At 42.8% G+C, this 25,360-nt stretch carries 17 protein-coding genes; 10 read left to right on the top strand and 7 right to left on the bottom strand.

Annotated features, from left to right (window positions below; translation table 11 throughout):
* Positions 1 to 127: 127 nt before the first annotated feature.
* Both tamL and ACEN82_RS19080 read right to left on the bottom strand, forming a co-directional pair.
* Complete coding sequence (gene tamL, locus ACEN82_RS19085) at positions 128 to 2,410, bottom strand: translocation and assembly module lipoprotein TamL (protein ID WP_413321588.1); 2,283 nt, start codon at positions 2,408 to 2,410, stop codon at positions 128 to 130.
* A 4-nt stretch (positions 2,411 to 2,414) separates the two neighbouring features.
* Complete coding sequence (locus tag ACEN82_RS19080) at positions 2,415 to 7,586, bottom strand: translocation/assembly module TamB domain-containing protein (RefSeq protein ID WP_413321587.1); 5,172 nt, start codon at positions 7,584 to 7,586, stop codon at positions 2,415 to 2,417.
* 205 nt (positions 7,587 to 7,791) lie between these two features.
* Between ACEN82_RS19080 and dnaE the strand changes: the two genes are divergently transcribed.
* From dnaE to ACEN82_RS19065, 3 genes are all read left to right on the top strand, one after another.
* On the top strand, positions 7,792 to 11,376 hold the full coding sequence (dnaE, locus tag ACEN82_RS19075) for a DNA polymerase III subunit alpha (RefSeq protein WP_413321586.1): 3,585 nt from the start codon (positions 7,792 to 7,794) through the stop codon (positions 11,374 to 11,376).
* A gap of 64 nt (positions 11,377 to 11,440) precedes the next feature.
* A complete protein-coding gene (locus ACEN82_RS19070) occupies positions 11,441 to 11,671 on the top strand; it encodes an addiction module protein (RefSeq protein WP_413321585.1) in 231 nt (76 codons plus the stop codon).
* 5 nt (positions 11,672 to 11,676) lie between these two features.
* The gene (locus tag ACEN82_RS19065) at positions 11,677 to 11,982 is read left to right on the top strand and encodes a type II toxin-antitoxin system RelE/ParE family toxin (RefSeq protein ID WP_413321584.1); all 306 of its coding nucleotides are present in this window, start codon (positions 11,677 to 11,679) and stop codon (positions 11,980 to 11,982) included.
* Positions 11,983 to 12,024: 42 nt separating this feature from the next.
* Here the strand turns inward: ACEN82_RS19065 and ACEN82_RS19060 are convergent, their stop codons facing one another.
* Positions 12,025 to 12,435 (bottom strand): winged helix-turn-helix transcriptional regulator, encoded by a 411-nt coding sequence (locus tag ACEN82_RS19060; protein ID WP_495643996.1) that lies wholly within the window; start codon positions 12,433 to 12,435, stop codon positions 12,025 to 12,027.
* A 131-nt stretch (positions 12,436 to 12,566) separates the two neighbouring features.
* On the opposite strand from ACEN82_RS19060, the gene ACEN82_RS19055 reads away from it, so the two are divergent.
* The 3 genes from ACEN82_RS19055 (at position 12,567) to ACEN82_RS19045 (ending at position 15,214) form a co-directional block, all read left to right on the top strand.
* The gene (locus ACEN82_RS19055; protein WP_413321582.1) at positions 12,567 to 13,331 is read left to right on the top strand and encodes an SDR family oxidoreductase; all 765 of its coding nucleotides are present in this window, start codon (positions 12,567 to 12,569) and stop codon (positions 13,329 to 13,331) included.
* A gap of 537 nt (positions 13,332 to 13,868) precedes the next feature.
* Positions 13,869 to 14,189: a thioredoxin gene (trxA, locus tag ACEN82_RS19050; protein ID WP_090531998.1), complete on the top strand. Its 321-nt coding sequence runs from the start codon at positions 13,869 to 13,871 to the stop codon at positions 14,187 to 14,189.
* A gap of 104 nt (positions 14,190 to 14,293) precedes the next feature.
* Complete coding sequence (locus ACEN82_RS19045) at positions 14,294 to 15,214, top strand: DUF58 domain-containing protein (protein ID WP_413321581.1); 921 nt, start codon at positions 14,294 to 14,296, stop codon at positions 15,212 to 15,214.
* 244 nt (positions 15,215 to 15,458) lie between these two features.
* Here ACEN82_RS19045 and ACEN82_RS19040 read toward each other — a convergent pair whose 3' ends face one another.
* Positions 15,459 to 16,778, bottom strand: a complete 1,320-nt coding sequence (locus ACEN82_RS19040) for a sensor histidine kinase (protein WP_413321580.1) — start codon at positions 16,776 to 16,778, stop codon at positions 15,459 to 15,461.
* A gap of 13 nt (positions 16,779 to 16,791) precedes the next feature.
* On the bottom strand, positions 16,792 to 17,469 hold the full coding sequence (locus tag ACEN82_RS19035) for a response regulator transcription factor (protein WP_091172639.1): 678 nt from the start codon (positions 17,467 to 17,469) through the stop codon (positions 16,792 to 16,794).
* A gap of 212 nt (positions 17,470 to 17,681) precedes the next feature.
* On the opposite strand from ACEN82_RS19035, the gene ACEN82_RS19030 reads away from it, so the two are divergent.
* Both ACEN82_RS19030 and ACEN82_RS19025 read left to right on the top strand, forming a co-directional pair.
* A complete protein-coding gene (locus ACEN82_RS19030) occupies positions 17,682 to 19,139 on the top strand; it encodes a glycoside hydrolase family 130 protein (protein WP_413321579.1) in 1,458 nt (485 codons plus the stop codon).
* Between the two features lie 178 nt (positions 19,140 to 19,317).
* Positions 19,318 to 19,986, top strand: a complete 669-nt coding sequence (locus ACEN82_RS19025) for a hypothetical protein (RefSeq protein WP_091172635.1) — start codon at positions 19,318 to 19,320, stop codon at positions 19,984 to 19,986.
* Here the strand turns inward: ACEN82_RS19025 and ACEN82_RS19020 are convergent.
* The gene (locus ACEN82_RS19020; protein ID WP_413321578.1) at positions 19,983 to 20,666 is read right to left on the bottom strand and encodes a phosphatase PAP2 family protein; all 684 of its coding nucleotides are present in this window, start codon (positions 20,664 to 20,666) and stop codon (positions 19,983 to 19,985) included. The two genes, ACEN82_RS19025 and ACEN82_RS19020, sit on opposite strands and share 4 nt — an antisense overlap.
* An 80-nt stretch (positions 20,667 to 20,746) precedes the next feature.
* On the opposite strand from ACEN82_RS19020, the gene ACEN82_RS19015 reads away from it, so the two are divergent.
* Both ACEN82_RS19015 and ACEN82_RS19010 read left to right on the top strand, forming a co-directional pair.
* Positions 20,747 to 22,681 (top strand): amino acid permease, encoded by a 1,935-nt coding sequence (locus ACEN82_RS19015; RefSeq protein ID WP_413321577.1) that lies wholly within the window; start codon positions 20,747 to 20,749, stop codon positions 22,679 to 22,681.
* A 5-nt stretch (positions 22,682 to 22,686) separates the two neighbouring features.
* Entirely contained in the window at positions 22,687 to 23,100 is a 414-nt protein-coding gene (locus ACEN82_RS19010; protein WP_413321576.1) for a DUF5655 domain-containing protein, read from the top strand.
* A 186-nt stretch (positions 23,101 to 23,286) separates the two neighbouring features.
* On the opposite strand, the gene ACEN82_RS19005 is transcribed toward ACEN82_RS19010, so the two are convergent.
* Positions 23,287 to 25,236: a KUP/HAK/KT family potassium transporter gene (locus ACEN82_RS19005; protein WP_090531981.1), complete on the bottom strand. Its 1,950-nt coding sequence runs from the start codon at positions 25,234 to 25,236 to the stop codon at positions 23,287 to 23,289.
* Positions 25,237 to 25,360 lie beyond the last annotated feature (124 nt).

Here is a 25,360-nt window from a genome sequence, read left to right as displayed (position 1 = left end):
AAACAGACGCGTATATGTATGATTGATTGCCTATTAAAGCAAACAGCACAATAGCTTTTGGCTAATTGTGCTGTTTCGCGCTATGCTATATGCCAAGCTTAACTTTCGTTATATTTAGACTGTAAAATTAAAACGGATACCCGATTGCGAGGTTAAATACACTCCGGTTAAAGTTGAAATCCCAGCGCGGCTCATTAGCACGTACATACGGTGTACGAATAGGGATGCCTAAATCTGTACGCAATACCAGTACGGTTAAATCAAACCTTAAACCAAAGCCGGCATCAACGGCAAAATCGTTATAAAATTTATTGCTGAACACTGCTCCCGGTTGTAAGCTGTTGGAGTGCAGCAGCCAGATATTACCTGCGTCAACAAATAATGCGCCACGTACAATGCTGAACAATTTTGGGCGGTATTCGATATTAGCTTCTATTTTGATATCGCCCGATTCATCTGCCAGGAAACCTCCGGTACCTAAGCCGGTTTGTGGGTCAAATGAACCCGGCCCGATGGCCCTCGCCCTGAATCCCCGCAGGCTGTTTGGTCCGCCTATAAAAAACTGCTGACTATATGGTAATTGGGTTGAGTTGCCATAAGGTAAACCAACACCCACTATGAACCTTGTGGCAATAGTGCTGTTGGGTGCGGTTTTATGGAAATACCTGATCTCGTTTTCGAACTTTACAAACTGGTTAAATATCGCGCCGAAAAGTTTTTTAGGTTTTCCACCGGCACTATCGGCACCGGTTACCAAACCATATATGTTATTTGAGAGGGTTACTTTGCCATTGTAATAAAACGTATTGGTGCGGTAATCTTCGTTGGTATTGGTAAAGGTATAGCTGTAGCTTGGGCCCAATATAAACTGCTTATCAATTACATGCTTTAAGGCGGGATTAACAGGGCCATTAGCCGGATTGATACTTGCCTTATATTCGTCAGAAACACTCAGCGGATTTACAAACTGAAAATTGATGAGGTTCAGTTCATGTGAACGGTGTTCTGTTTCGCGCCACTGATAACCAAACGATAAGTTATATGAATTTAAGTTATACAGTTTTTGGCGGTTTACTATCGAATATCCTAAACTCAAATTAGTATGCGGGATATAGGCATCAGCCGCTTTTGGGTAGATAGGCCCAATAAAACGAGGCCATGATAAGGTTGTTTGAATACCTGCCTGGTATACGTTGTAGCCTGCATTTTGCCCGCCTGCCTGCACATCAGTACTTCCAAATAAGGTTATTTTCAAAGCTTCGGCACCTTTAAAGGCATTGCGGTTGAGCCAGTTTAAGTTTACCTGTGTACCGGTGTAATTGGCTGACGTGGTGCGCCCTAAAACATCAAGCGATAGTGATTTCTTTTTGTATTGGGTTAAAAAATAATAAACATCCAGCTTCGATGAATCGGCAGATACATCTTCAAACCTATTTTTTACAAATTTATAAGGGCCCAGATTAATGAAGCGGTTAAGCGAGTTGTTATGCGCGGTGCGGTTGTAAACCTGGCCGGGTCGCATCAGCACCGTATTGGCAAAAGTATAAGTATGTACGGTGTTACGACGCTCAACAATATTATACCATTTATAAAAAACAGCTTTATCCTTCATCAGCGAAGTATCTCTTAACGAGTAACTCGGATACACATAAATATTATTGATGGTATAAATGTTTTGGGCGCGACCAGGTGTTTCATTTTTAACAGCCACAAAAATATCAACCTGGTGCCCGGCTATAGTGCTATCGACATGCATGATGAGGTTTTCGGGTGAGAAATAGTAAAAACCTTCTTCTTTAAGTTTAGCGTCAATGCGCAGCCGTTCGGTTTTAATAACATCAAGGTTGTATTTATCGCCAACTTTTAGCAGCGTTTTTGCCGACGTTCCGGCTACTGCGGTATCGATAGTGCGGTTACCCTGCGGAAATACTACCTTCCTGATTTTATAGCCCGGCCCGGTTACTGCTGTATAAACCGCTTTGGCAACTTTTGACGTTGGTTTTTTGCTTACCGTATCGCCGCTAACCTGCGCCTGAAAATAGCTTTCATTTTGTAGCCTGTTTTGCAGGATTTTGCTGTTTTGATCAAGGTTAACAGAACTAATAAGCACAGGAGGCTCACCTTTTTTGTTAAGCCAGTGGGCAAGGCCTTTGGTTTTATTGGTTTTTGTTTTAAAGTACAGCCACAGTTTAAATCTCAAACCTAATATGGTACTGTTGGGCACTGGCCTTAGTAAAGCCCCAAGCTCTTCACTTAAAGCTTTTTTCTCGCTCTTTTTCAACACCGAATCTTTGATCACAACCTCGCCGCCTGTGTACAGTTTTTGGCCGGGCGCCAGGAATTTAGTGGTACTGCAGGCACTCAGTAAAACACATGATGAAAGCAGTATATATTTTAAATGTTTGGTCATGGGCTTAGTTTGAAGTAGTTTGCGGTTTGTTTTCCTGTTGCTGCTGCATGTTCTTTTGCTCCAGTGCTTTATCTGCCTGGTCCTGTTTTTCTTTTTTCTCCTTTTGTTCCTGCTGGTACTGGCGGCGCAACCTGCGTTCTTCAGGGGTACGTTTGCGGAAAATCTCGCGGAAGCGGTTATAATCAACCGTCAAAGTAAAACCCACGCCTGTTTCAATGATCTGTCCCTGGATCACAATAAACTCGTCGCGGCGATAAGCACGCAGGGTATAGCGGCCGTCCTTGCTTAGTTTATAGGCTATGGATACGTCACCTGCGATGTTCGATGCTTTTTGACCGGGTTGATTACCTTCCAGGTTAAAATTATTGCCAACACTTACGGTAAGCCTGTCATTCAGGAACCGTTTAGACAGGCCAACGTTGAGGTCGGTACGATTGGTGGCCGTGCCAGATGAATAATCCTCACCTGAGGTTAAACCGAAATTCAGATCAACTCCTGATATTAAACTTCCTGCGAGCCTGTTTAACTGGTCAGATAACAGGCTGCTTACGCTGTTACGGATGGTGCCCTCTACGGTAGTACCCGCACCCTGGCTTTGCAGCGGATTATCGCCAATAAAGTGCCCCAGTACAAGTACACCTAATACCTGTTTATTAAGCTCGTTAGGATCCTGGCGTATCTGGGTAAGGCGGGTATTAACCGTACTTACCACATCGGATGACACAGAATACGAGCTATCGGGCAATACAATGTCAAAGCTGATAGTTGGTGTGAGCAACTGATCTTTCAGGTTAAGGTTAACATTGAAAGGTAGTTTTTGCTTGTACATCGTACTATTTTGCGCATCCGAAAGCTGGTTTGAAACCAGGTCAATAGGTGGTACATTGGCTACGTAAATAGCGGTAAGATCAATATTGGCACTGGTTGGGTCGCCGGTCCAAACAATGGTGCTGCCTTTTTTAAAGTTAAAAGTGCGCTTGACAGTTGCATAGGCCAGGTTGTACGAGCCCGAGTTAACCACATAAGTACCGGTAAGGTTTATTTTGCCGCTTGGATCAATGCCGCCATTCAGGCTGGCCTCGCCTTTAAGATGTACGATATCGCCGTTTCGCTCATCAACTACAATAGTAAACGCTGCGTTTTTATTTACGTTGATGGTTGCAGAAACATCCAAACCCGTAACATCCGATTTCTTGAGCGAATCCAGTTGCCTGGCCAGCAGGATGGAATCCATTTTAGGGGCATCTTTATCAATAAAGTCAACCACACCCTTCCGGTCTTCCAGCGCCGGGTCGTTGGTAGGCAGCACAAAGGTCATGTCGGTTTTGTCATTAACAGTAAGGTTGGCATCAACCACCGGCTTAGTCATATTGCCACGGATCTTGATGCGGGTATCCACATACAGTTTACCGTAGTAAAGTTTGTTATCAGCCTGGGTGGAGTTGGTCACCCTGAAGTTATTGGCGTTAATATCCATACCGAAGGCAAAATCAGTGTAAGTTTTGGTGTAGATACTGCCGCTTACCACAGACTTGTTGCCGGTCGAATCAACCAAAGTAAAGTCATTAAAGCGGATGCCTTCGTTGTTAAACGTAATGCTTTCCTGCGGCATGCGGAAGTAGGAGTTAAGCATAGCAACGTTAAAGCCTACTTTGTTAAAGTTGATATCTCCCCGTACAGAAGGGGCATCTGTAGTGCCGGATATTTTAAGCGCCCCGGTAATATTACCCGTAGCATTACGCAAACTGCCAAAGCTGAATCCCTCAATGCTCTTCATACTCAGGTTCACGATATTCAGGTCGAGATCAAAGCGGCTTTCGGGCGAAGTATAGTAGGTACCGTTCAAATCAACCTGGTTGCCTTTGCCGGTTATACTCATTTGCGCAGCATACGCGTTTTCGGTTTGGTTATTTACTTTGAGGGCGATGTTACCCACGGTATCGCCTTTAAAGTTAAAATCATTAACGTTGATGGCGGCCGTAAATAAAGGAGCAGCCTGGAAATGACTAACGGTAGCATCGCCGTTTATAACGCCACCTACCTGTAAGGAATCCTGCTTGGCCATTTTGGTTAGCGCCTCTATATGGAAGTTGTTAAACTTGATATTCAGCGGACTGTTAAATTCCTGCGTACTGCTGTTAACACTAAGGATCTGGTTGTTGTTGCTGATGGTGAAGTTATGCGCCAGGATCCCTTTTGGCCCGTATTGTAAAAAGTTATCGTCACTAACGGCCCATGGCAAATAATCCAGCAATAGGCCATCTTTATTAAAGCTAAACTGGTATTCGTTTGGTAACAAACTGAAAGTACCTGCTATTCGGAAACGTTCTTTTTTAGCTGCGTCGCGGATTTGAACGTTCAAGCCTGCTTTGTTGTCCTGCGCAGCTCCGGAAATGTTGGCATACAACAGGTCGACAGACGATCCAACTTTAACTTCATCAACTGAAAGATTATAGTTAAGCGCGTTGTTAGCGGTGTTAATGTTAAGCGACGCTTTATTAATGGTATTAGTGCCGTAAACCACTTTGGGTATGGAGCCTTTAACAATCAACTCGCCGCTTTGGCTGTTGAAACTGCCATTCAGCAAAACAGGGTCGAGCTGTTTCAGGTCGGGGGCAAACTGGGTAAGCAGCGGGGTTTTAACCAGTTTGGCTTCAAACGTAAACTGCTGAGGAGAATATTTAACTGCAGGCGCAGGTTTGGCTTTTATGGTTTTGCCGCCTTTAGTTTTTACAGCTACCTGCTGCCCGCCTGCAATAGCGGTGTTGAAATATTTGTTAATCACATCCTGCACGGCCGGAGCTATCTGTGTGAGCTTGTATTTACCGGCCATGTGGGCGCTCATGACAGCAGTTTTTAAATGAAGTGTACTGCTGTCGGCACTGGCTGTAGAGATGAGGCTGATGGTATCCATCCGGATCCGTTGACCTTTGTTCACCACCAATAGATCGGTAGCTTTAATATCGGCGTTCAGGTAATCCGGATCGGCGGTTGGTACATCGGCCACGATCTTGCCATGGAAACGCATATCGTCCTTCACAAAATTCAGGTTTTTAAGGTTGATGCTATCCACATTCAGAGTGGCCTTCACTGCCGGATATTTTTTATTGAGATCAGCCTTCGCATTTAGGCTAAAATTAATGTTAGGATCTTTCATGGTAGCAACAGCGGTATAAGCCCCGTTGCTCGATGTACCTTTCATTACCAGGTTTTTGTACGTATAGCCTTTAACATAAGCCTTTGCAATATTGCCATTAAAAGCGATGCTGGCTTTTTTAGGATCGAGGCTTGTGCCTTTCACGTTGGCGCTCATGGTTATGCGGCCAACCATTTGCGGCTGTTTGGTAAGCGCGCCCACATTAAGTTCATTCGCCTTAATGTTGGCGGTATAAGTTGCCGCGTTTTTGTTTTTCCCGTTTTTTAAAGCAGCTACCAGATCAACTGCGCCATAACTCGAGCGCAGGCCCATTTTGGTATTAAAGCTGTACATGCTGCCTTTAAAAGTACCTTTCAGGTTCAATTTTTCGGGAATGCTCACATTTGGCGGGATACTGCCCGCGGGAGCGAGCTTAGCGATATCACCGCGACTGGTGCTGAAATCGGCAATGTTTACATCAAAGGTGGCCTTGTTTACGTCGGGCAGCCCTTTCATTTTAGCTGAAGCCTTGATATGCGTGCTGCTTAAGCCGGTAACTTCCAGGTTGGGGATCTCGAGGTTGTTCACTTGTCCGTTTACCCGGCCGTTGATCTTAAACACCGTACCCGGCGATGATTTAAAGGGCTCCATATTGGCCACGGTTGGCATCAGCAATAAAACATCCTTTAGGCCCAAACGGCTGCCATCTAAATTGGCATTGATACCCAGCACGCCAATGTTTTTGGTGATGGCATCAATAGAAGGGTAACGTACCTGTACCGACTTTTGTAGTGTGGTATTCGGCGTTTCCAGCAACAGGTCGTTCATATAAGCGTTAGTTGGGCCGTACAGGAAGGCAGTATGGAACTTATTGATCTTTAAACCGCTTTTTTCGGTAAAGGTAAAGGAGTTAATTTTGCCCGAAATGGTATCAGGGCTATAGGAAATATTTTCAGCTTCGGCATTAAGACTTCGGATGTCCATATGGCCAAAATCAAGGCCTTTGGGGATAGCTTTCTGTGCTTCATTATCGAACTTAATATTATCGTTAGTAAAAGTAACCTTGCCAATAGTGGCCCGCCAGGTAGATTTGGTAGGAGAGGACACCAGCGTATCCAGCTTTTTAATTGTTTTAACAACTTCTTTAACTACTGTTTTTGGTTTGGCGAGGGTCAATCCGGCTTTGGTATTGCTCAATTCAATGTTTTTGATTCCAACCTTTTGGTTTTTCAGGTCGATCTTGTCCATCTCCACCAAAAATTTGCTCAAATCTACCTTGGCAGCCATTTCGGCACTTTGGTAATCGACTTTGATTTTGGAGATATCGATCACACCTAAATTCAGATCCATGTTTAGCGGTGTAGTTGCGGTATCGGGTGGTGGGATGGCTTTGGTTGGTGTTTGGATGATCTTGGCATTTACATCGCTCAGGGTAATTTTCGGTATGGTGAACTTCATCTTATCCATATCAAAATCCTTAACGCGGGTGTCAAAATGGCCAAGCAAAAACTTTACATCGTTGCCGGTAATGGCATCCTTGTATTTTATGTTGATCTTATCGAGAACAATCTTATCAACAGAAAATTTCATGGTTGAAGTGGTATTGGTAGGCTTAACTTCTTTTTTCTGTTCGCTTACAAAGGCTTTCATAATATAGTCGAAGTTGAAAATGCTGTCGGCACCCCTGTTTACATTTGCTGTAATGCCCTGAAGGTTTATTTCGTTCACCTCAACCTCGCTGTGAAGCAGTTTAAGCATACTGATATCAACTTTTAGCTTTTCGCCGGCTATGAGGGTGTCTTTTTTCTGGTCTTCAAAATATACATCTTCCAGCACCAGCAGTTTGGGCAGGCCGAGGCTGATATGGCCAATCTTAACTTTGGTATGGATCTTATTTTCTAAAAAAGTTACGGCTTTGTCTTTCGCGAAGTTTTGTACAGCTGGAACCTGTATCAAAATTACTACAAGGATAACCAGCAGAACTACACTTACCAGTATCCAAAGTATCGTTTTAAGGGTTATTCGTAGTATTTTTTTCAATTGTATTTGTATTTCAAAGGTGAAGATGCTGTTGATCAATATAAACAAATAACATGCTAAGTATAGCAGTCGCTGCGTGTTATTGTATAATTTACAAAATGGGGCGGCTTTAATTAAATTTCCACAGCGCTACTTTTTAACAGTCTACATCCCTAACTTGTTTTAACTTTGTACCTCATAAAGATTTTGTCGAAACGGATTTACTATGCCTGATTTTTCTCACCTCCACGTACATACTCAATTCTCCCTGCTCGACGGTGCAGCCGATATTTCCAAGTTGTATAAAAAAGCCGCTAAGGACGGAATGAAGGCCCTCGCTATTACCGATCATGGTAATATGTTCGGCGTATTTAAGTTTGTGGCCGAAGCCGGCAAACACAATGTAAAACCCATTGTGGGCTGCGAATTTTATGTGGTTGAAGACAGGCATAAAAAGCAGTTCACCAAGGAGAATAAGGACGTTCGCCGCCACCAGCTGATGTTGGCTAAAAACCCTACCGGTTACAAAAACCTGGTGAAGTTATGCTCGTTGGGATATATGGAAGGCCTGTACAGTAAATGGCCCCGTATTGATAAGGAACTTATTTTAAAATACCACGAAGGTATCATTGCCACCACCTGTTGTATAGGTGCATCAGTACCGCAGGCCATTTTAAAGGATACGCCCGAAAATGCCGAGAAGGAATTCAGATGGTGGCTTGACCTGTTTGGCGAGGATTATTACATCGAGTTGCAGCGCCACGAAATTCCGGAGCAGGAAACAATTAACAGGGTGTTGCTCACTTATGCTAAAAAGTATAATGTAAAAGTGATCTGCTCAAACGATTCGCATTATGTGGATCAGCAAGATTCCAACGCGCATGATATTTTGCTTTGCGTAAACACAGGTGATATGCAAAGCACCCCCATAGCAACCGACGAAGAAGGTGGTAAGGGGTATCGCTTCGGTTTTCCTAACGATCAGTTTTATTTTAAAACCCAGGAAGAAATGGGACAATTGTTCCATGACTTGCCTGAGTCATTGGATAATACCAACGAAATTGTTGATAAGGTAGAAACGCTGAAACTGAAACGCGATATTCTGCTGCCCAACTACGTTATCCCCGATGAATTTAAAATTCACAACACGCCCGATGCTGATACCCTGAACCAGTGGGAATACCTGAAGCACCTCACCTTTATGGGTGCTAAGGAACGCTACAGGGATATAAGCCCGGAAGCCGAAGAGCGTATCAACTTTGAGTTGTTCACCATCCGTACTATGGGTTTTGCGGGATACTTTTTGATCGTGGCCGACTTTATCAGAGCCGGCCGTGATATGGGGGTGTTCATTGGCCCGGGTCGTGGTTCGGCAGCGGGATCGGTGGTGGCTTACTGTATTGGCATCACTAATATTGATCCTATAAAATATAACCTACTGTTCGAGAGGTTCCTGAACCCCGATCGTAAATCTATGCCCGATATTGATACTGACTTTGACGATGCCGGCCGCCAGCGTGTTATTGACTACGTGGTTGATAAATATGGTAAAAACCAGGTAGCACAGATCATTACCTACGGATCCATGGCCGCGCGTACCAGTATCCAGGATGTAGGCCGTGTGCTTGATATGCCGCTGGCCGATGTAAGTGCCATGAAGAAGCTGGTACCGGAAACCCTCGGTATCACCCTCAAGGATGCTATTGAGCAAGTGCCGGAACTAAAAGAGATCCTGAACGGTAACGACCTTAAAGCCCAGGTACTTCGCGAGGCCGAAAAGTTGGAAGGCTCGGTACGTAATACCGGTGTACACGCCGCGGGGATCATTATTGCGCCATATGACTTAACCGATATTGTACCGGTAGCTACGGCTAAAGATTCGGACCTGCTGGTTACCCAATATGACGGACGTGTAATCGAAGACGCAGGTGTAATTAAGATGGACTTTTTGGGTTTGAAGACCCTTACCATTATTAAGGATGCCCTGCGCATGATCAAACAAAATCACGGTGTGGTAATTGATATCGACTACATTCCGCTTGATGACCTGAAAACTTATGAGCTTTATCAGCGTGGCGATACCAATGGTACTTTCCAGTTTGAAAGTGACGGTATGCAAATGTACCTGCGCGAGCTTAAGCCTGATAAGTTTGAAGACTTAATTGCCATGAACGCCCTTTACCGCCCGGGCCCGATAGAGTACATTCCAAACTTTATTTCCCGTAAGCACGGCCGCGAACCAATTGTATTCGACTTACCTGACATGGAGGAATACCTGGGCGAAACCTACGGTATTACCGTATATCAGGAACAGGTGATGCTTCTGTCGCAAAAATTGGCGGGCTTTAGTAAAGGCGATGCTGACGTTTTGCGTAAGGCGATGGGTAAAAAGCAGATTGAGGTATTGAATAAAATGGAAGCCCAGTTTATGGACGGGGCGGTAGCTAAAGGCCATCCAAAAGATAAGCTTACCAAAATCTGGACCGACTGGAAAGCATTTGCCCAGTACGCGTTCAATAAATCGCACTCTACATGTTACGCTTTCGTAGCATACCAAACAGCTTACTTAAAAGCGCACTATCCGTCAGAGTATATGGCGGCGGTTTTAAATAACCAGAACAACATTGAAAAAATTACCTTCTTTATGGAGGAGTGCCGCCGTATGGGCGTAGAGGTATTGGGGCCGGATATCAACGAGTCGGACATGGCCTTTGCGGTTAACAAACGCGGGCAGGTACGCTTTGGTCTAACCGGTGTAAAAGGTGTGGGTGATAAAGCGGTAGAAAGTATCATTGAAGAACGCAACGCCAACGGCCCGTTTGAGACAGTATATGATTTTGCAAGGCGTTCCAATACTCGTAGCGTTAACCGTAAATCATACGAGAACCTGGTATATGGTGGTGCGTTCGATGGTTTCGGGATAGCCCGTTCACAATTTTTTGCCAAAACTGAACTGGGCACTTTAACCGGTGTTGAACGGCTCATTAAGTACGCTAATGATTATCAAAACGTGCAAAGCAGCTCTCAATCGTCATTATTTGGCGGTTCGGTAGCATCATATGTACCGGAGCCTGCTATGCCCGATGTTGAAGAATGGCCGCTGATAGAGAAGCTGAAGTACGAGAAAATGGTTATCGGGATCTATTTAACCGGTCACCCCTTGGATAATTATAAGGTTGAGCTTAAACGTTTCTGTAACGCCAATATCAGTGATCTCAAACTGATGCAAAAAGCCCGCTCAGGCGAAGGCGGCGAGGATGTGATGGTTGCGTTTAATGAATTGCGCCGTCGCGGGGAGTTGCGGATTGGCGGCCTGGTATCAAGCGTTCAGCATAAAATGACCAAAACGGGTAAGCCATTCGGCACGTTTGTGTTTGAGGATTATAATGAATCGTACGAGTTTGCTTTGTTTGGCGACGATTATGTAAAGTTCCGTAATATGATGATGGAGGGTTACTTCCTGCATATTAAAGGAACCATAGAGGAGAAATTCCGCCAGAAAGATAACTGGGATTTGCGGATCATGGTGATGGACCTGCTATCGGAAATGCGGGATAAACTTACCAAGTCATTAACTGTTTGTATTGATGTGCAAATGCTCAACAGTAAGCTGCTGGATGATATCCAGCACATGATAGATGATAACAACGAAAAGTACCCGGTTAAAAACTGTAAGCTCCGTTTCCAGATCAAAGACAGGGAAGAGGTTATGCTTGTTGAGTTGTCATCTAAATCATTCAAAGTAAATCCAAGCGATGATTTTATGGCGGGGATACATAGTTTGACTAATGAAGAGCCGGTGTTGAGTTAAGATAAAAGCTGGTTTGATATAGTTGATTTTATAAGTTAAATTTGTTTAACAAGTGATCGTTATTATGGAAACAGAAGTTATTAGGGAAAGACTACAAGAGTATATCCGTTTTGCCGATGATAAAAAAGTGGCAGCTATATACACTATGGTTGAGAGTGAGATACAGGACGAGCTTGATTTATGGGAAGATCAGGATTTCTTAAACGAAATGAAGGATCGTGTTGATGAGTATGAGAGCGGTAAAGTGGCTGGAATCCCCTGGGAGCAGGTTAAGAAAAACGCAAGGGCTCGATAATTCTGATGAGGTATAACATTGAATTGCTTCCCAAAGCCGAAATTGAATATCAGAAAGCATATAGGTGGTATGAAGAACAATTAATTGGCCTGGGTGATCGCTTTGAAACTTCCGTTGAGCGAAAATTAAAAAGCATAAGTAATAACCCTCTTTTTTACCCTAACAAGATTGGCAAATTGCGTGAATGCAAGGTGGACGATTTTCCTTTTCTCATCATTTTTAGAGTTTACTCTGAAAAGAATCTCATCTTTGTTTATTCAATATTTCATACAAGTCGCCGTCCTGGCAAAAAATATAAAAGCAGCCTTTAAAGGATGCCGTGTTTAACTTGCGCTCGTAACGAGTGCAATGATTTATACACTTTCCTTCACCACCTCATCATCCTGTTTCACTAAAGTATAACAAGTATAATCAGGCTTGATTATTTCGCCATTGGCATTGGTAACGGTCATGTAATGGCTGCCCCATCTTTCGAGGGTGTAAAATATAGATGATAGCTCCTGGCCGATGGGAGTGAGGGAATATTCAACCCTTGGCGGTACTTCGGGGAAAATATGGCGGGATACGATACCGTCTTCTTCCAGTTCACGGATTTGTTGTGAAAGCATCTTTTCGGTCATGCCGGGAATGGCCCGGTTTATCTCGCTGTAGCGCTTCTGACCACTTAATAATTGGTTTATTATACTCAGTTTCCACTTACCACTAATCACGCTTAGGGCTGCTGCCATAGTGCAGGAGTGATCGGAATGTCTGTTTTTTGTCATAATGAAAAAGGCGATATATCGATTGCATCAAACCGGCCCATAACCTACCAAAAAGTATGTTGCACACAAAATGGTGCATTCTTGTGGGGAGCTATAACTCACTGTACCTTTGATGTATCAAAACAAAGATAATGAAAAAGTTACAAGGAAAAACAGCAGTAATAACAGGCGGCAACAGTGGTATAGGCCTGGCCACAGCACAGGAGTTCATTGCACAAGGTGCAAAAGTGATCATCACTGGCAGGAACCAAAAATCAATTAACGAGGCACTTGAAATACTTGGTGCTGATGCGAAAGGTGTGATTGCCGACAGCGGCGACATGAACCAGGTAAAACAATTAGGCGACAAAGTAAAAGCCATTGCCGAAAAAATTGACATCGTATTTGTTAACGCCGGTATTGGCCAGTTCAATTCAACTGAGCAAATGAGCGAGCAGATGTTTGATGATATCATGAACATCAACTTTAAAGGTGCCTACTTCAGTATTCAGCAATTGTTGCCTTTAATTAATGATGGCGGCTCTATCATACTTAATACTTCTATAAACGCACATATCGGTATGGCCGGCGCAACTGTTTATGCAGCAAGTAAAGCAGCATTGCTTTCATTAGCTAAAAACATTTCGGCCGAGTTGTTGCCACGTCGTATCAGGGTTAACTCAGTAAGCCCTGGCCCGGTTGTAACACCTTTACACACCGCCGATAAATTAGGCTTAACACAAGAACAGTTAGAAGGCATGGGCTCTGAATTGATCAAACAGATCCCAATGGGCCGTTTTGGTTTGGCCGAAGAAATTGCCAAAACAGTTACTTTCTTCGCTTCCGACGATTCAACATTTATAACCGGTGCCGAGTTGATTGCCGACGGTGGTATGGCTACTTTGAAAGGCGCATAAGCCCCCTCTAAACGGCGTAGCCCTCATGAGCACTAAAAGCAAATTAACTGCGAATAATCTCCCCCTGAAGGGGAAACTTTAAAAATTGCTCCCGGAATAAATTGGGTGAGATATAGTGAATCGGAGTAATACATTAAACGACTGGTGGTTTAGCTGCCAGTCGTTTTTTTGTCTGAACTCGAATTTCGATAATTAAACGAATTGGCAGAATAAAAGGCAAATTCAATAAATTCAAATAATTACTTAAAATTCGAGTTCAGACAATAACCTATTGCAGAGCTGTAATGTTAATTAATGCCGCCAATGTTAAAAACTAACCCGCCGGTGTAGTTGTAAATATCGTTCGGAAACAGGTTATTTGTGTTAATACGCCATGTCGCAAAGCTATATTTAAGGGTGTAAACGCGACAAATGGTCATGCCTGCGTTAAGGGCGTGGATTATAATAATATAATTGTCACATTGTCAGTAACGCACTTGTGGCAAGCAATTTGAATAGCATATATTTGTAAGTACAAAATTTAAAAAAATAGAAATCATGGCTTTAGAAATAACTGATGCAAACTTTGACGAGCTTGTCCTGAAATCAGACAAACCGGTATTAATTGACTTTTGGGCAGAATGGTGCGGTCCGTGTAGGATGGTAGGTCCGGTAGTTGAAGATATTGCTAAAGAATATGAAGGCAAAGCTGTTGTTGGTAAAGTAGACGTTGACAACAACCCAGGTATATCTGTAAAATACGGTATCCGTAACATCCCTGCCTTATTGTTCTTCAAAAATGGCGAAATTGTGGATAAACAAATCGGTGCTGTGCCAAAATCAGTATTAACTGATAAACTGGTAAAACAGTTAGCATAACCCTTAATTTTATTTAATGCTATTCACTGTAGCATTAATACAACATATTTTTTGAAAAAGCGTTGCAATTTTGCAACGCTTTTTTTATGTCCATATATTAGCCTATGCCCAAATTAAATGATGATCAGCAAATAAGGCAATTGGCCAATCTCGAATTGCTGGCCCGGCAGGTGGTTGAAGGTTTTATCACCGGCCTGCACCAAAGCCCCTTTCATGGTTTTTCTGTTGAGTTCGCCGAACACCGATTGTATAACAACGGCGAGTCGGTAAAAAATATCGACTGGAAGCTGCTGGCCCGTACCGATAAATTGTTTGTAAAGCAGTTTGAGGAAGAAACCAATCTTCGTTGTTTTTTGCTGCTGGATACCTCGTCATCTATGAATTTCCCCGAAACTGGTATCAATAAACTTCAGTTTTCAGTTTATGCCATAGCATCGTTAATGTACCTGTTCAAAAAACAGCGCGACGCTTTTGGACTTTGTCTTTTTTCGGATAAAATAGACTGGATCAGCGCGGCGAAATCAACCACTACACACCTGTTTTATTTATATGCCGAGCTGGAAAAAATGTACGCCAGTCCAAAAGTAAATACGCAAACCAATATCACTAACGTGCTGCACCATATAGCGCAGGAAATTCATCAGCGTTCGTTGGTGATCATTTTTAGCGATATGCTGGAGAATAATCTGAATGCCGAAAAGCAGCAGGCTTTATTTGCGGCAATTCAGCATTTAAAGTTTAATAAGCATGAGGTAATAATTTTTAATGTTACTGATAAGCAAAAAGAACTTGAGTTTAATTTTGATAACCGCCCTCATCATTTTGTTGATATCGAAAGTGGTGACGAGCTGAAGGTGAACCCGGCCCGCATCCGCGACGCCTACAGGGCATCGTTAAAAGAGTACCGCCATCAGTTGGAGTTAAAATGTGCACAGTATCATATTGATTTGGTTGACGCTAATATTCATGAAGGCTATCATCATATCCTGAATACCTACCTGGTTAAGCGGAATAAGATGATATAAGAGATTATTTTGTAAAAAAGGCGTCATTGCGAGGTACGAAGCAATCCCCAATACGCCGGGCCGCTCTATATAGTTTGGGATTGCTTCGTACCTCGCAATAACGGTAGTTTTTTGATTGGGTTTTCTTGAAAGCAAAAAAAGGCCATTCCCATTTGGAAAACGGCCTCTATAGTTAAATAGGGGATCTACTTACAAAATAAACTTTGTAAAGGTATTGATACAATGTGAAGATTAAGTGAAGTCGTTATTCACGGTTAAATATGAGGAATATGCTCGTTCCCCTGTCTTTTACCGAATCTATTTTTACCCTGATGCCATGAAAAGTAGTAATACTTTTTACAATAGCTAAACCGAGGCCGTAGCTTTCCTTTTCTTCAGTCTCAAATTTTTCAAAACGGTTAAAAGCGTTTTCTATTTGTTGTTGGTCCATCCCCGCACCTGTGTCCGTAATTTCCAGTACATAAACATCTTCCTTCAATGCATCGGCAACGGTGATACTACCTTTGGGCCTATTGTATTTAATAGCATTGTTTATCAAATTGAACAACAAGGTATGCATCAGCGGGCGGTTACCCATAATGGAGTAGATGTATTTAATGTTATTGTTGAAGGTGAGATGTTTTTCTTCCAAACGGTCTTCCAGTTCTTCCTGGATCTCCATAATTACACCTGCTATCATCACCACATCGGTCTTGGCATACTGATTATTTTCAACTTTTGATATTAGCAGCAGGCTATTGATGATAGATTTAAGCCGGTTTAATGTTTTCAGCGAGGCGTGCATTTTGTTTTCGCTGGCTTCGCTAAGTTCTTCCTGCAATAAAATATTCTCCAGCCGCGAGCTGATAATTGATATGGGCGTAAGTAACTCATGCGATACATTGGCAATGAACTGTTTTTCCAGAGCAAACAGATTACTGATCTTTTTCATGAGTGTGCTGATACTGTCATCAAGCAGTTCAAAATCCTGTGTGGTGGTCTGGATCTTTTCATAATCAAAGTTCATAGGATCATTTACTTTGATCAGCTTACGGTCGATGATCTTATAAAAGGGCGCGAGCAAAAATTTGGTAAACACGAGGTCGCTTACCAGCGTGAGAGCGAGTGCTATTATCAATGTCAAAAGGGTAAACCTTTTAATGATGGATTTTAATTCCTCAATGGAGGTAACTGACACGCCAATTTCAAGCAGATAGGTGTGGTTGTTAAAATTAAACTGGTGAGTGAGGATACGATAAGTTTGTGTGACCAGGTCACTGGTACGGGTTTCGGTTGTGAATTTTACAGCTTTGGTTTCGGTGGGCTCAAATTTAACAGGGGTTATAATAATGAACTCCTCTTTTAAAATATTATAATCGGTATAAGGCTTTTGATTAGCAAGCTTGCTGCTAATCTCTTTTGAACTGAGGTTTTTAAGCGTTTCTCTTTCATTTTCCTCAAGCCTGAGCTCTACATGATTATAGGAGATCTTCTCGATAGAAAGCAGGATAAGCAGGCCAGTGAAAAGTATAATGGCTAATTTGGTTAACGTATTATAAAGGGCCAGTTTTACCTGTAATTTCATGAGGCTGTTAATTTCAGATGTTGATACGGTAGCCGATGCTCCTTACGGTTTCAAACCAATCTATAGGAATATATGCCGATAGCTTTTTACGCAGGTTTTTAACGTGCACATCCACAAAGTTAGAGTCGGAATTTATTTCCAATACATCGCCCCAAACATGTTCGGTGAGGTTGGTGCGCGATATTACCCTGTTTTTGTTAAGAACCAGGTAGTTGAAGATCTCGAACTCTTTTTTGGTGAGGGTTATACGCTCATCATTGTAGGTAACGGTACGGTTTTGTATGTTGATCTTTAACCCTTTTACATTAATGTCATTACTCTCCAGGCGGTGTTTGCGGCGGGTGATGGCATGCATGCGGGCTAATAGTTCGTTTAATGAAAACGGCTTTGCCAGGTAATCGTCGGCACCCTGTTCAAGGCCCGATACCCGGTCGTCAACAGCGCCGCGGGCGGTGAGGATAATTACAGCATCTTCGCGTTCGTTCATGCCTTTCAGCATTTTAAGCAGGTCAAAGCCGTCACCGTCGGGCAGGCCCAGGTCGAGCAGGATAAAGTCATAATTATTTACGAAAATTTTTTCAGATGCCGATTTCTTGGTGCGGGCGTGTTCAACTGTGAAACCTTCGTGGCTTAAAAATTCATCAACCTCAAGCGCAAGGCCTTTTTCGTCTTCAACAATTAGTACGTTCATAATTGTGCATTTACAGGAACTATCAATAAGGGTTACAGGATCAAGATTATTCACGGCAGGCAAAGTACCGTACCGAAGATTAATAAAGTATGAAGATAGGTTTTTATAGCGGCCTGTAAAGTGTCATTTTTTAAATCTTGCGTTTAAATTAAAAAAGCGCAAATCAATTTGCGCCGATTGGTGTTACAAACTAAAAGCTACCACTTCATTGTATGAGACTTTCTATCGAACGCAAACCCATCCGGGTAAATCCAGATCCGAAACGTGTAATAGCAAGATTTTTTTTTAATGGGAACGATCGCGCCAAAGAGGTTATTGAGCGTGTAATGTTAATCAGCGAAGATGATGCTTTTGGCATTGTATCGCCCTTGCTGCAGGAATATTCCAAAAGGCACCGTAATATTACCCGGGTGCTCAACAGGCATTGCAGCAAACTTAAGCCCTTGTTTTTAGAGCTCAATATTGATTTTGATACGCTTACCGTTTACCGAAAGCTGCTCATTGGGTCTTATTTTACCCATGAGTATTCAATAGAATCGGCCGCCTTCTTTAATCCCTCGATAGTTGAAGATCCCGACCAAACTGAGCTTGAAGACGGTCAGCGCAGGGTGATCATCAGTTTCCGGGCGGTAGGCGAGGGGCATATCTCTTCCATAACTTTTCGCCGTGCCTGGATAGATAAGGATAACAACATCAGCATACAACCTGCGGGCAGTTATATTGATGAAGCCGAAATTGTGAGGAATGCAGTTTATAATAAAAAGCTTTTTTTTGAAAAAGCAGCCATTACCCAAATTAATATTGATGTTATAAGCGAGCTGGAATCAAAGCTCGATCATCATTTTGAGTACGCCAACCTGCGCCGGATCATTATGGACTCGCAAAAACTGCAGGAAGACGATATGAAGCGGCTGGAGTATGACAAGGTACTTTGGCTGGCAGATTCCTATTATGAAATTGTTTTTTCACTGGATACCGATATTTCCGACAGGGTGATCTTCCCGATATCCGAATATGAACGTAAGGGTATTGAGGATGCCCGTTTTGTACAGTTTACCAACGATGACGGCAGCAAACTGTACTATGCTACTTATACCGCCTACGATGGCTCGCTGATTATGCCTAAGCTGCTGCAAACAACTGATTTTTATAACTTTAAGATCATGCCTTTGTACGGTGCGGGTGCACAGAATAAAAACCTGGCCTTGTTTCCGCGCAAGGTGAACGGCAAGTATGTGATGATATCGCGGATAGACGGCTGCAATAACTATATCATGTACTCGGATAAGATCAATATTTGGGAAAAGCCGGTGATGCTGCAACAGCCTAAATTTAGCTGGGAGTTTGTGCAGATAGGTAATTGCGGCTCGCCCATTGAAACACCCGATGGATGGATCATGATAACCCATGGCGTTGGTCCCATGCGCCGTTATGTGCTGGGTGCAAGTCTGCTTAAACTGGATGACCCAACGGTTGAAATTGGCCGCCTGCGCGAGCCTTTACTAATCCCCAACAGTGATGAGCGGGAAGGCTATGTACCTAACGTGCTTTATTCATGCGGGGTAATTGTACACAACAATAAACTCATTATTCCATACGGTGTTTCAGACTCATCAACTGCCTTTGCAGAAGTATGTTTAGATGCACTTTTGAATAAGCTTAAAGCCTGAAAAGAGCTTAATGCTGAAAGCTCAAAGCGAAAAGCTTTGTGTTTGAAAAGCTTTCAGCATTAAGCTTTCAGCTTTTAGCCTGTATTTATATTGTTGATTATAAGTCATTTAACTTTCACGCAAATCTCATAATGTATTATTAGTTAAAACTTATTCTTCTTTTTCAAGTTAAATAAATATGAAAAAGATAATTTTAAGCTTAAGCATAATACTGTTTTCGCTTACAGGTTTTAGCCAGGCACTTAAACCTGTAAAGATAGATAGCCTTGTCACGGTTTCATTACCCGAAGGCTTTACTAAAAAGGATACATTAGGCCAGCAGATATACCAGGGTAGTGCATCATTAGGTAATATTCTTGTTTTACGCGTGCCAAACGCTAATACAAAACCTTTAAACAAGGAGAGCGACTTGAAAGATGTATTTAAAACCTACATCAAAGGTATTCAAAAACAATCTGTTAATGGCAGCGTAATGTATCCGCGTGATACCACTATCGGTAAACTGGAAGGAAAGGTATTCACTCTCAGGATTGATAACAGCGGTTCAACCGGCGAATCTCCGGAGTTAAGAAATTTTATCCTGTTATATACCCAGGACGTAACCTATACTTTTGAATATAACTATCCGGAGCAAAGACTTGATCTGGCAAAGGCCGAACTGAAACAATTTTCCAGTTCTATAAAAATCGCACCTACTTTAGATCGCCGCGATCAGTATTTGTCTGACGCAAAAGGCATGTCTGCCCCGGCCAAAATAGGTATTTATGGCGGCGGCGCCGTTATAATACTGATTATCGTGTTAACCGTGATCAAACGTAAAAACAGTCAACTGGAAGCTGGAGTTTAATTGGCGACAGGGGCTTTTTTGAATACGTTATCGAGCAGGCCCCGGTTCCATTTGGCCGAATTGATGAACTGCTTACCATCAAGCCATGTTAACCAAAATATAGTAACAAACACACCAATGGCCGAGCCGGCAAGCACGTCTTCATAAAAGTGCTCGGTTAAATAAATTCTTGAATAGCCAACCATTATGGCAACAAACAAGGCTGGGATTCCCCAGCTTTTGTTTTTACAGAGGTACGTTATGACCAACGCGGCAGAAAAAGCACTCACCGTATGCCCGGACGGAAAACTGTATTTCTCCAATATATAAACTCCTTCTACGGTATGTACCCTGCTCCACTGGCTGGCAAAGTATAGCTTTGGCCGGGGAGCAATGTAAATATATTTAAGGATTTGTGCCGCTATGGACGTTATGGCATAGCTTGAGGCCATTAACAGCCAGCAGCGGTAGCTGAATAAAAGCATAGCAAGTGATACTATCACTGCTGTGGTGCCATCGCCGATATCTGTAACATAAGGCTCAATGGTATCAAGCCAGGGTTGGTGCCAACCATTTACGGTAAAAAAAATAGCTTCACGGGTAAATAGCAGTTTGATAGTCAGGCAGGTGGCTAAGACGATAAGGTAAAGGATAAAAAAAGGGCGGATCCTGTGCAACACGTCTTTTATTCCTATCTTCATGCTGCAAAGTAAGCATATACTTATTCAATGCAAAAAAATGATTAATTTTGAGATTGGTTAGCACTTATTAATTAAACTACATGTCGAAAAGTATCTTTCGTAAAAAGTCGGTAGCAAAAATTTTAAATGATGTTGAATGTGGTTTTAGTGATAGTGAGCATCCCGGTACAACGTCATCCCAACTCAAAAAAGAACTTAACGTAAAAGACCTCACCCTCATGGGGATAGCCGCCGTTGTGGGGGCAGGTATATTTTCGACAATTGGCGAAGCCTCTTTCCACGGCGGCCCCGCGGTTTCCATCCTGTTTATTTTAACCGCTGTTACCTGCGGCTTTTCGGCTCTTTGTTATGCCGAGTTTGCCTCGCGTATCCCGGTTGCGGGCAGTGCGTATACCTACGCTTATGCCTCTTTTGGTGAATTGATAGCATGGATCATTGGCTGGGACCTGTTAATGGAATACGCCATTGGCAACATCGCGGTAGCCATTTCCTGGAGCGAATACTTTGTAAACCTGCTGGAAGGCTTTCATATACATATGCCCAAGTTTCTGACTATGGACTATGTTTCGGCCCTGCGCGGGCATGAGCAGGTTCAGGCAGCAGGTGCAAACCTGGCTGATATCAGTGATAAAGTAAAAGCAGAAGCACTGGCCTGGGATCAGGCGCCGGGCATAGGTGGTTTTAAGCTCATTGCCAATTTGCCCGCCCTTTTAATTGTTATCATCATCACTTACCTGGTTTATGTGGGCATCCGCGAAACAAAAAAGGCCACCAATGCTATGGTAGTTTTGAAGATAGTGATTGTTATAGCAGTTATAGTAGTCGGCTTTTTTTATGTAACACCTGCCAACTGGCACCCATTTATGCCTAACGGTTTCAGTGGCGTTATGAAAGGCGTATCGGGGGTGTTTTTTGCTTATATCGGCTTTGACGCCATCTCAACCACAGCCGAAGAATGTGAAAGGCCCCAGCGCGACCTGCCCCGCGGCATGATCTATTCGCTGGTGATTTGTACAGTATTGTATATCCTGATAGCGTTGGTGCTTACCGGCATGGTAAGTTATAAAGACCTTCAGGTTGGTGACCCACTGGCCTTTGTTTTTGCAAAGGTGGGCTTAAATAAGATTAGCTATGTGATCTCCATTAGTGCGGTTGTTGCTACAGCGAGTGTATTGCTGATATTCCAGTTAGGCCAGCCCAGGATCTGGATGAGCATGAGCCGCGATGGTTTATTGCCTAAAGCATTTTCACGTATCCATCCAAAATATCAAACACCTGCTTTTGCCACCGTGGTGACCGGTTTTGTGGTGGCTATACCGGCCCTGTTCATGAACCTTACCGAAGTAACTGATTTGACCAGTATTGGTACCCTGTTTGCATTTGTACTGGTTTGCGGCGGTGTGCTGTTGCTGCCGCGTGAAGAGGCTGTTAAAGGCAAATTCCATTTACCATACGTGAATGGTAAATTTATTATACCAATTATCACACTGGTGATTTTGGGTTCGGTCGCCTGGTTTAAACCGGCCGCGCAAGTTGAGATGATGCAGTTTAAGAAACTAAAAGACCGTAGCGATATCATTGATAATATGGATAACAATGACAAGCTGAGCCTGCTTAAAACTACCAATCAGCTTTATAACGCTAATGTAACTGCCCAGCCCGACTCGGCTAAAAAATATTTTAAGGATATAGAAGAGGATAAATTCAATACCGCGCTAAGGCAAACGAACGATATCAGCGATGGTAAGAAGTATTATTTAGGTTTTGATGGCTTCCTGTATAATTTCCCTAACTATCTTTTCTTTATCCTGATCATTATTATAGCGGTTTACAGCTTTATTAAAAACTTCTCGCTCATCCCTGTTTTGGGGCTGATGAGCTGTTTTTACCTGATGACGGAACTTGGCTATACCAACTGGCTCAGGTTTTTGATATGGCTGGTGATAGGTCTGGTAATTTATGCCACTTACAGCTATAAAAACAGCGTGCTGGGCAAAGAAATCAAAACCGCGTAAAACTTATGTGGACCTGCCCTTTATGCGAACGTGAATTTACCGCCACCAACCAGGCGCATTCATGCCGCGACAGGGAGCTATCGGAAGCGCTAAGCAGCAAAACGCCCCATACCATAGCGCTGTTTGATCATTTGATTGATGAGTACCTGCAAATTACCGAAATTAAAGTTTATCCTACCAAAAGCATGATAGCATTGGGAGCAAGGATAAACTTTGCTTATGTTACCCAATTAGGTAAAAACTTTATTGATGTGGTATTTCCCTTTAAACAGGTTTATGACGATAACCTGTGCTTCAGTAAAATAAAACAAGTGCCCGGCACCGATCAGTATAATCACTACTTCAGGATGTATTTTAAGGAAGATATTAATGATGAAGTGCGGAAATATATGCGGATGGCTTGGGAAAAAAGTAAATAACTATATAACTACCGCAGGCTTTCAGCCTGTGGGTGGCATAATGTAAGCTTTCAGCTTACACCCTTGAGCTGAAAGCTCAAACCATGGTATACCACGGGCTGAAAGCCCGCGGCAGATTGAGCGACAGAATGTAAAAAGAAAAGCCTCCCGTTTCCGGAAGGCTTTCAATATTAAAAAGGATTGCAATTAATTAACCCTGTGGATTTCAATTGCCTCAGGTATAGCAAGTACCAGCGGTACTTTCTCTACCGTTACAAAACTCAGGTCGAGGCCGAAACCGCGCTCTTCGGATAAGCTCACTTTTTTAAGCTGCTTGTAGTAATCCATTATAAATCTTTCGATGAATGACAGGTTGTGTGAGCGTGAGAAGATCTTTTCGATCACCACAAAACGGAAATCGCCGACAATTTTGTGCCTGTTCAGTGATTTATAAGTGCTGGTAATATCAACCTCGCCTTTTTTAACTAGGTCTTCTACTACTTTCCTGAATAGCAGGTTTATTTGCTGTTCAACGCGGAAACCGAGCTTAAAGTCAATCCGGATGAGTTTGTTTGGCACTAAATGGTCAACTTCGTATTCGCGTTTGTAAGGTTCGTCCACTACGTCAACGTGTACCAGCCAATAAACATCGGCACGTTTAGGCTGTTTTTGAAGTATAGAATAAACAATTTTTGATTCGATTTCTGAATTGAAGTTGGCGCTGGTTAAATAAACCAACTGCGAAGCATATTTAGGTACACTTTCGTCGGAGCTTAACTCCTTTATAATGTCAAAATAGTCTTCTATCTCAACAAACTTCACATAGCGGTTCCTGATCTTGCGGGCGGTATGCCAGGTCCACATCACAGTAAACAATACAAAACCTATCGACAGTGTAAACCAACCGCCATCTAAGAACTTATGCAGGTTACCGGTAAGGAAGGTTCCTTCAATAAGCAGGTAAACCGCCAAAAACGTATTGATGATATAATTGGGCACTTTTTTGCGCTTCAGGAATTTGGATACCAGTATGGTAGTCATAAGCATGGCTACGGTAATACTTAAGCCGTAAGCAGCCTCCATTTTATCCGAGTGTTTGAATATCAGCACCACACCTAAACAACCCGCCCAAAGCAGCCAGTTAACGCTGGGCACATATAACTGTCCTTTTTGCTCTGATGGGTAGTTGATCCTAACTTTTGGCCAAAGATTAAGCCTTACCGCTTCGGCAATGAGCGTAAACGAACCTGATATCAGCGCCTGGCTGGCAATGATGGCCGCTACTGTAGCTATGCCGATACCATATATCAGGAACCATGTTGGCATGATTTGATAAAAAGGGTTTTGAGCGTTAAGGTCCATAACGTGCCCGTTACGTTGTAGCAGCCAAACTGCCTGGCCTAAATAGTTTAGGATAAGGCAAATCTTAACATAAACCCAGCTTACGCGGATATTGGCTTTACCGCAATGACCAAGATCGGAGTACAATGCTTCGGCACCCGTGGTACACAGAAACACGGCACCTAATATAATGAAGGCGCCATCGCTTGAGCTTGAGGTAAGCAATTTAATGGCATAGTACGGGTTTAACGAGCGGATAACCCATGGATCATGTACGATATAGGTAACACCTAAAAAGCCCATCATCGTAAACCAGACGAACATGATAGGCCCGAATGCCTTACCTACCAGTGATGTGCCGAATTGCTGTATGATAAATAAAGCGGTAATAATGGCCATTACCACATATACAGTAGGCAAATTAGGGTAATAGGTTTGCAAACCTTCAATGGCCGATGATATGGTAATTGGCGGGGTAATAATGCCATCGGCCAAAAGGGCGCAGCCCCCTACAACCGCCGGTATAATAAGCCATTTTGCTTTACGCCGTACTAATGAAAACAGCGAGAAAATGCCGCCCTCACCCTTGTTATCGGCCCTTAGGGTTATCACCACATACTTTAAAGTGGTTTGCAGGGTTAATGTCCAAAAAATGAGCGAAACACCTCCAAGAATTAATGTTTCTGAAATTTGACGCTGGCCAACTATAGCCTTGAATACGTATAATGGGGAGGTACCAATATCACCGTAAATTATTCCTAAACTGATTAGAAAGCCCGCGGCCGACAGTTTATGCAGATCTTTATGATTTGACACTTTTATGATTTAGAGATGGCAAAAATATTAATTTTTTTGGTTAAACCATTAGAATGATTAAACGTATAAGGAAATTATGTGTCTATTATACAATAAGGCTGTGCATTTTGTTAAAATTTGTTAA

The sequence above is a fragment of the Mucilaginibacter sp. Mucisp73 genome (genome assembly GCF_059491465.1).
The sequence above is the reverse complement of the archived record's forward strand: the minus strand, read 5'-3'. Positions and strand labels throughout refer to the sequence as shown.

Coding starts and splice junctions, on each gene's coding strand:
- ACEN82_RS19040 (WP_413321580.1), bottom strand. CDS start 16,778: ATGAAATTACAGGTAAAACTGGCCCTTTATAATACGTTAACCAAATTA.
- ACEN82_RS19015 (WP_413321577.1), top strand. CDS start 20,747: ATGTCGAAAAGTATCTTTCGTAAAAAGTCGGTAGCAAAAATTTTAAAT.
- ACEN82_RS19045 (WP_413321581.1), top strand. CDS start 14,294: ATGCCCAAATTAAATGATGATCAGCAAATAAGGCAATTGGCCAATCTC.
- ACEN82_RS19025 (WP_091172635.1), top strand. CDS start 19,318: ATGAAAAAGATAATTTTAAGCTTAAGCATAATACTGTTTTCGCTTACA.
- ACEN82_RS19060 (WP_495643996.1), bottom strand. CDS start 12,435: ATGACAAAAAACAGACATTCCGATCACTCCTGCACTATGGCAGCAGCC.
- tamL (WP_413321588.1), bottom strand. CDS start 2,410: ATGACCAAACATTTAAAATATATACTGCTTTCATCATGTGTTTTACTG.
- ACEN82_RS19035 (WP_091172639.1), bottom strand. CDS start 17,469: ATGAACGTACTAATTGTTGAAGACGAAAAAGGCCTTGCGCTTGAGGTT.
- ACEN82_RS19070 (WP_413321585.1), top strand. CDS start 11,441: ATGGAAACAGAAGTTATTAGGGAAAGACTACAAGAGTATATCCGTTTT.
- ACEN82_RS19055 (WP_413321582.1), top strand. CDS start 12,567: ATGAAAAAGTTACAAGGAAAAACAGCAGTAATAACAGGCGGCAACAGT.
- trxA (WP_090531998.1), top strand. CDS start 13,869: ATGGCTTTAGAAATAACTGATGCAAACTTTGACGAGCTTGTCCTGAAA.
- dnaE (WP_413321586.1), top strand. CDS start 7,792: ATGCCTGATTTTTCTCACCTCCACGTACATACTCAATTCTCCCTGCTC.
- ACEN82_RS19030 (WP_413321579.1), top strand. CDS start 17,682: ATGAGACTTTCTATCGAACGCAAACCCATCCGGGTAAATCCAGATCCG.
- ACEN82_RS19065 (WP_413321584.1), top strand. CDS start 11,677: ATGAGGTATAACATTGAATTGCTTCCCAAAGCCGAAATTGAATATCAG.
- ACEN82_RS19020 (WP_413321578.1), bottom strand. CDS start 20,666: ATGAAGATAGGAATAAAAGACGTGTTGCACAGGATCCGCCCTTTTTTT.
- ACEN82_RS19010 (WP_413321576.1), top strand. CDS start 22,687: ATGTGGACCTGCCCTTTATGCGAACGTGAATTTACCGCCACCAACCAG.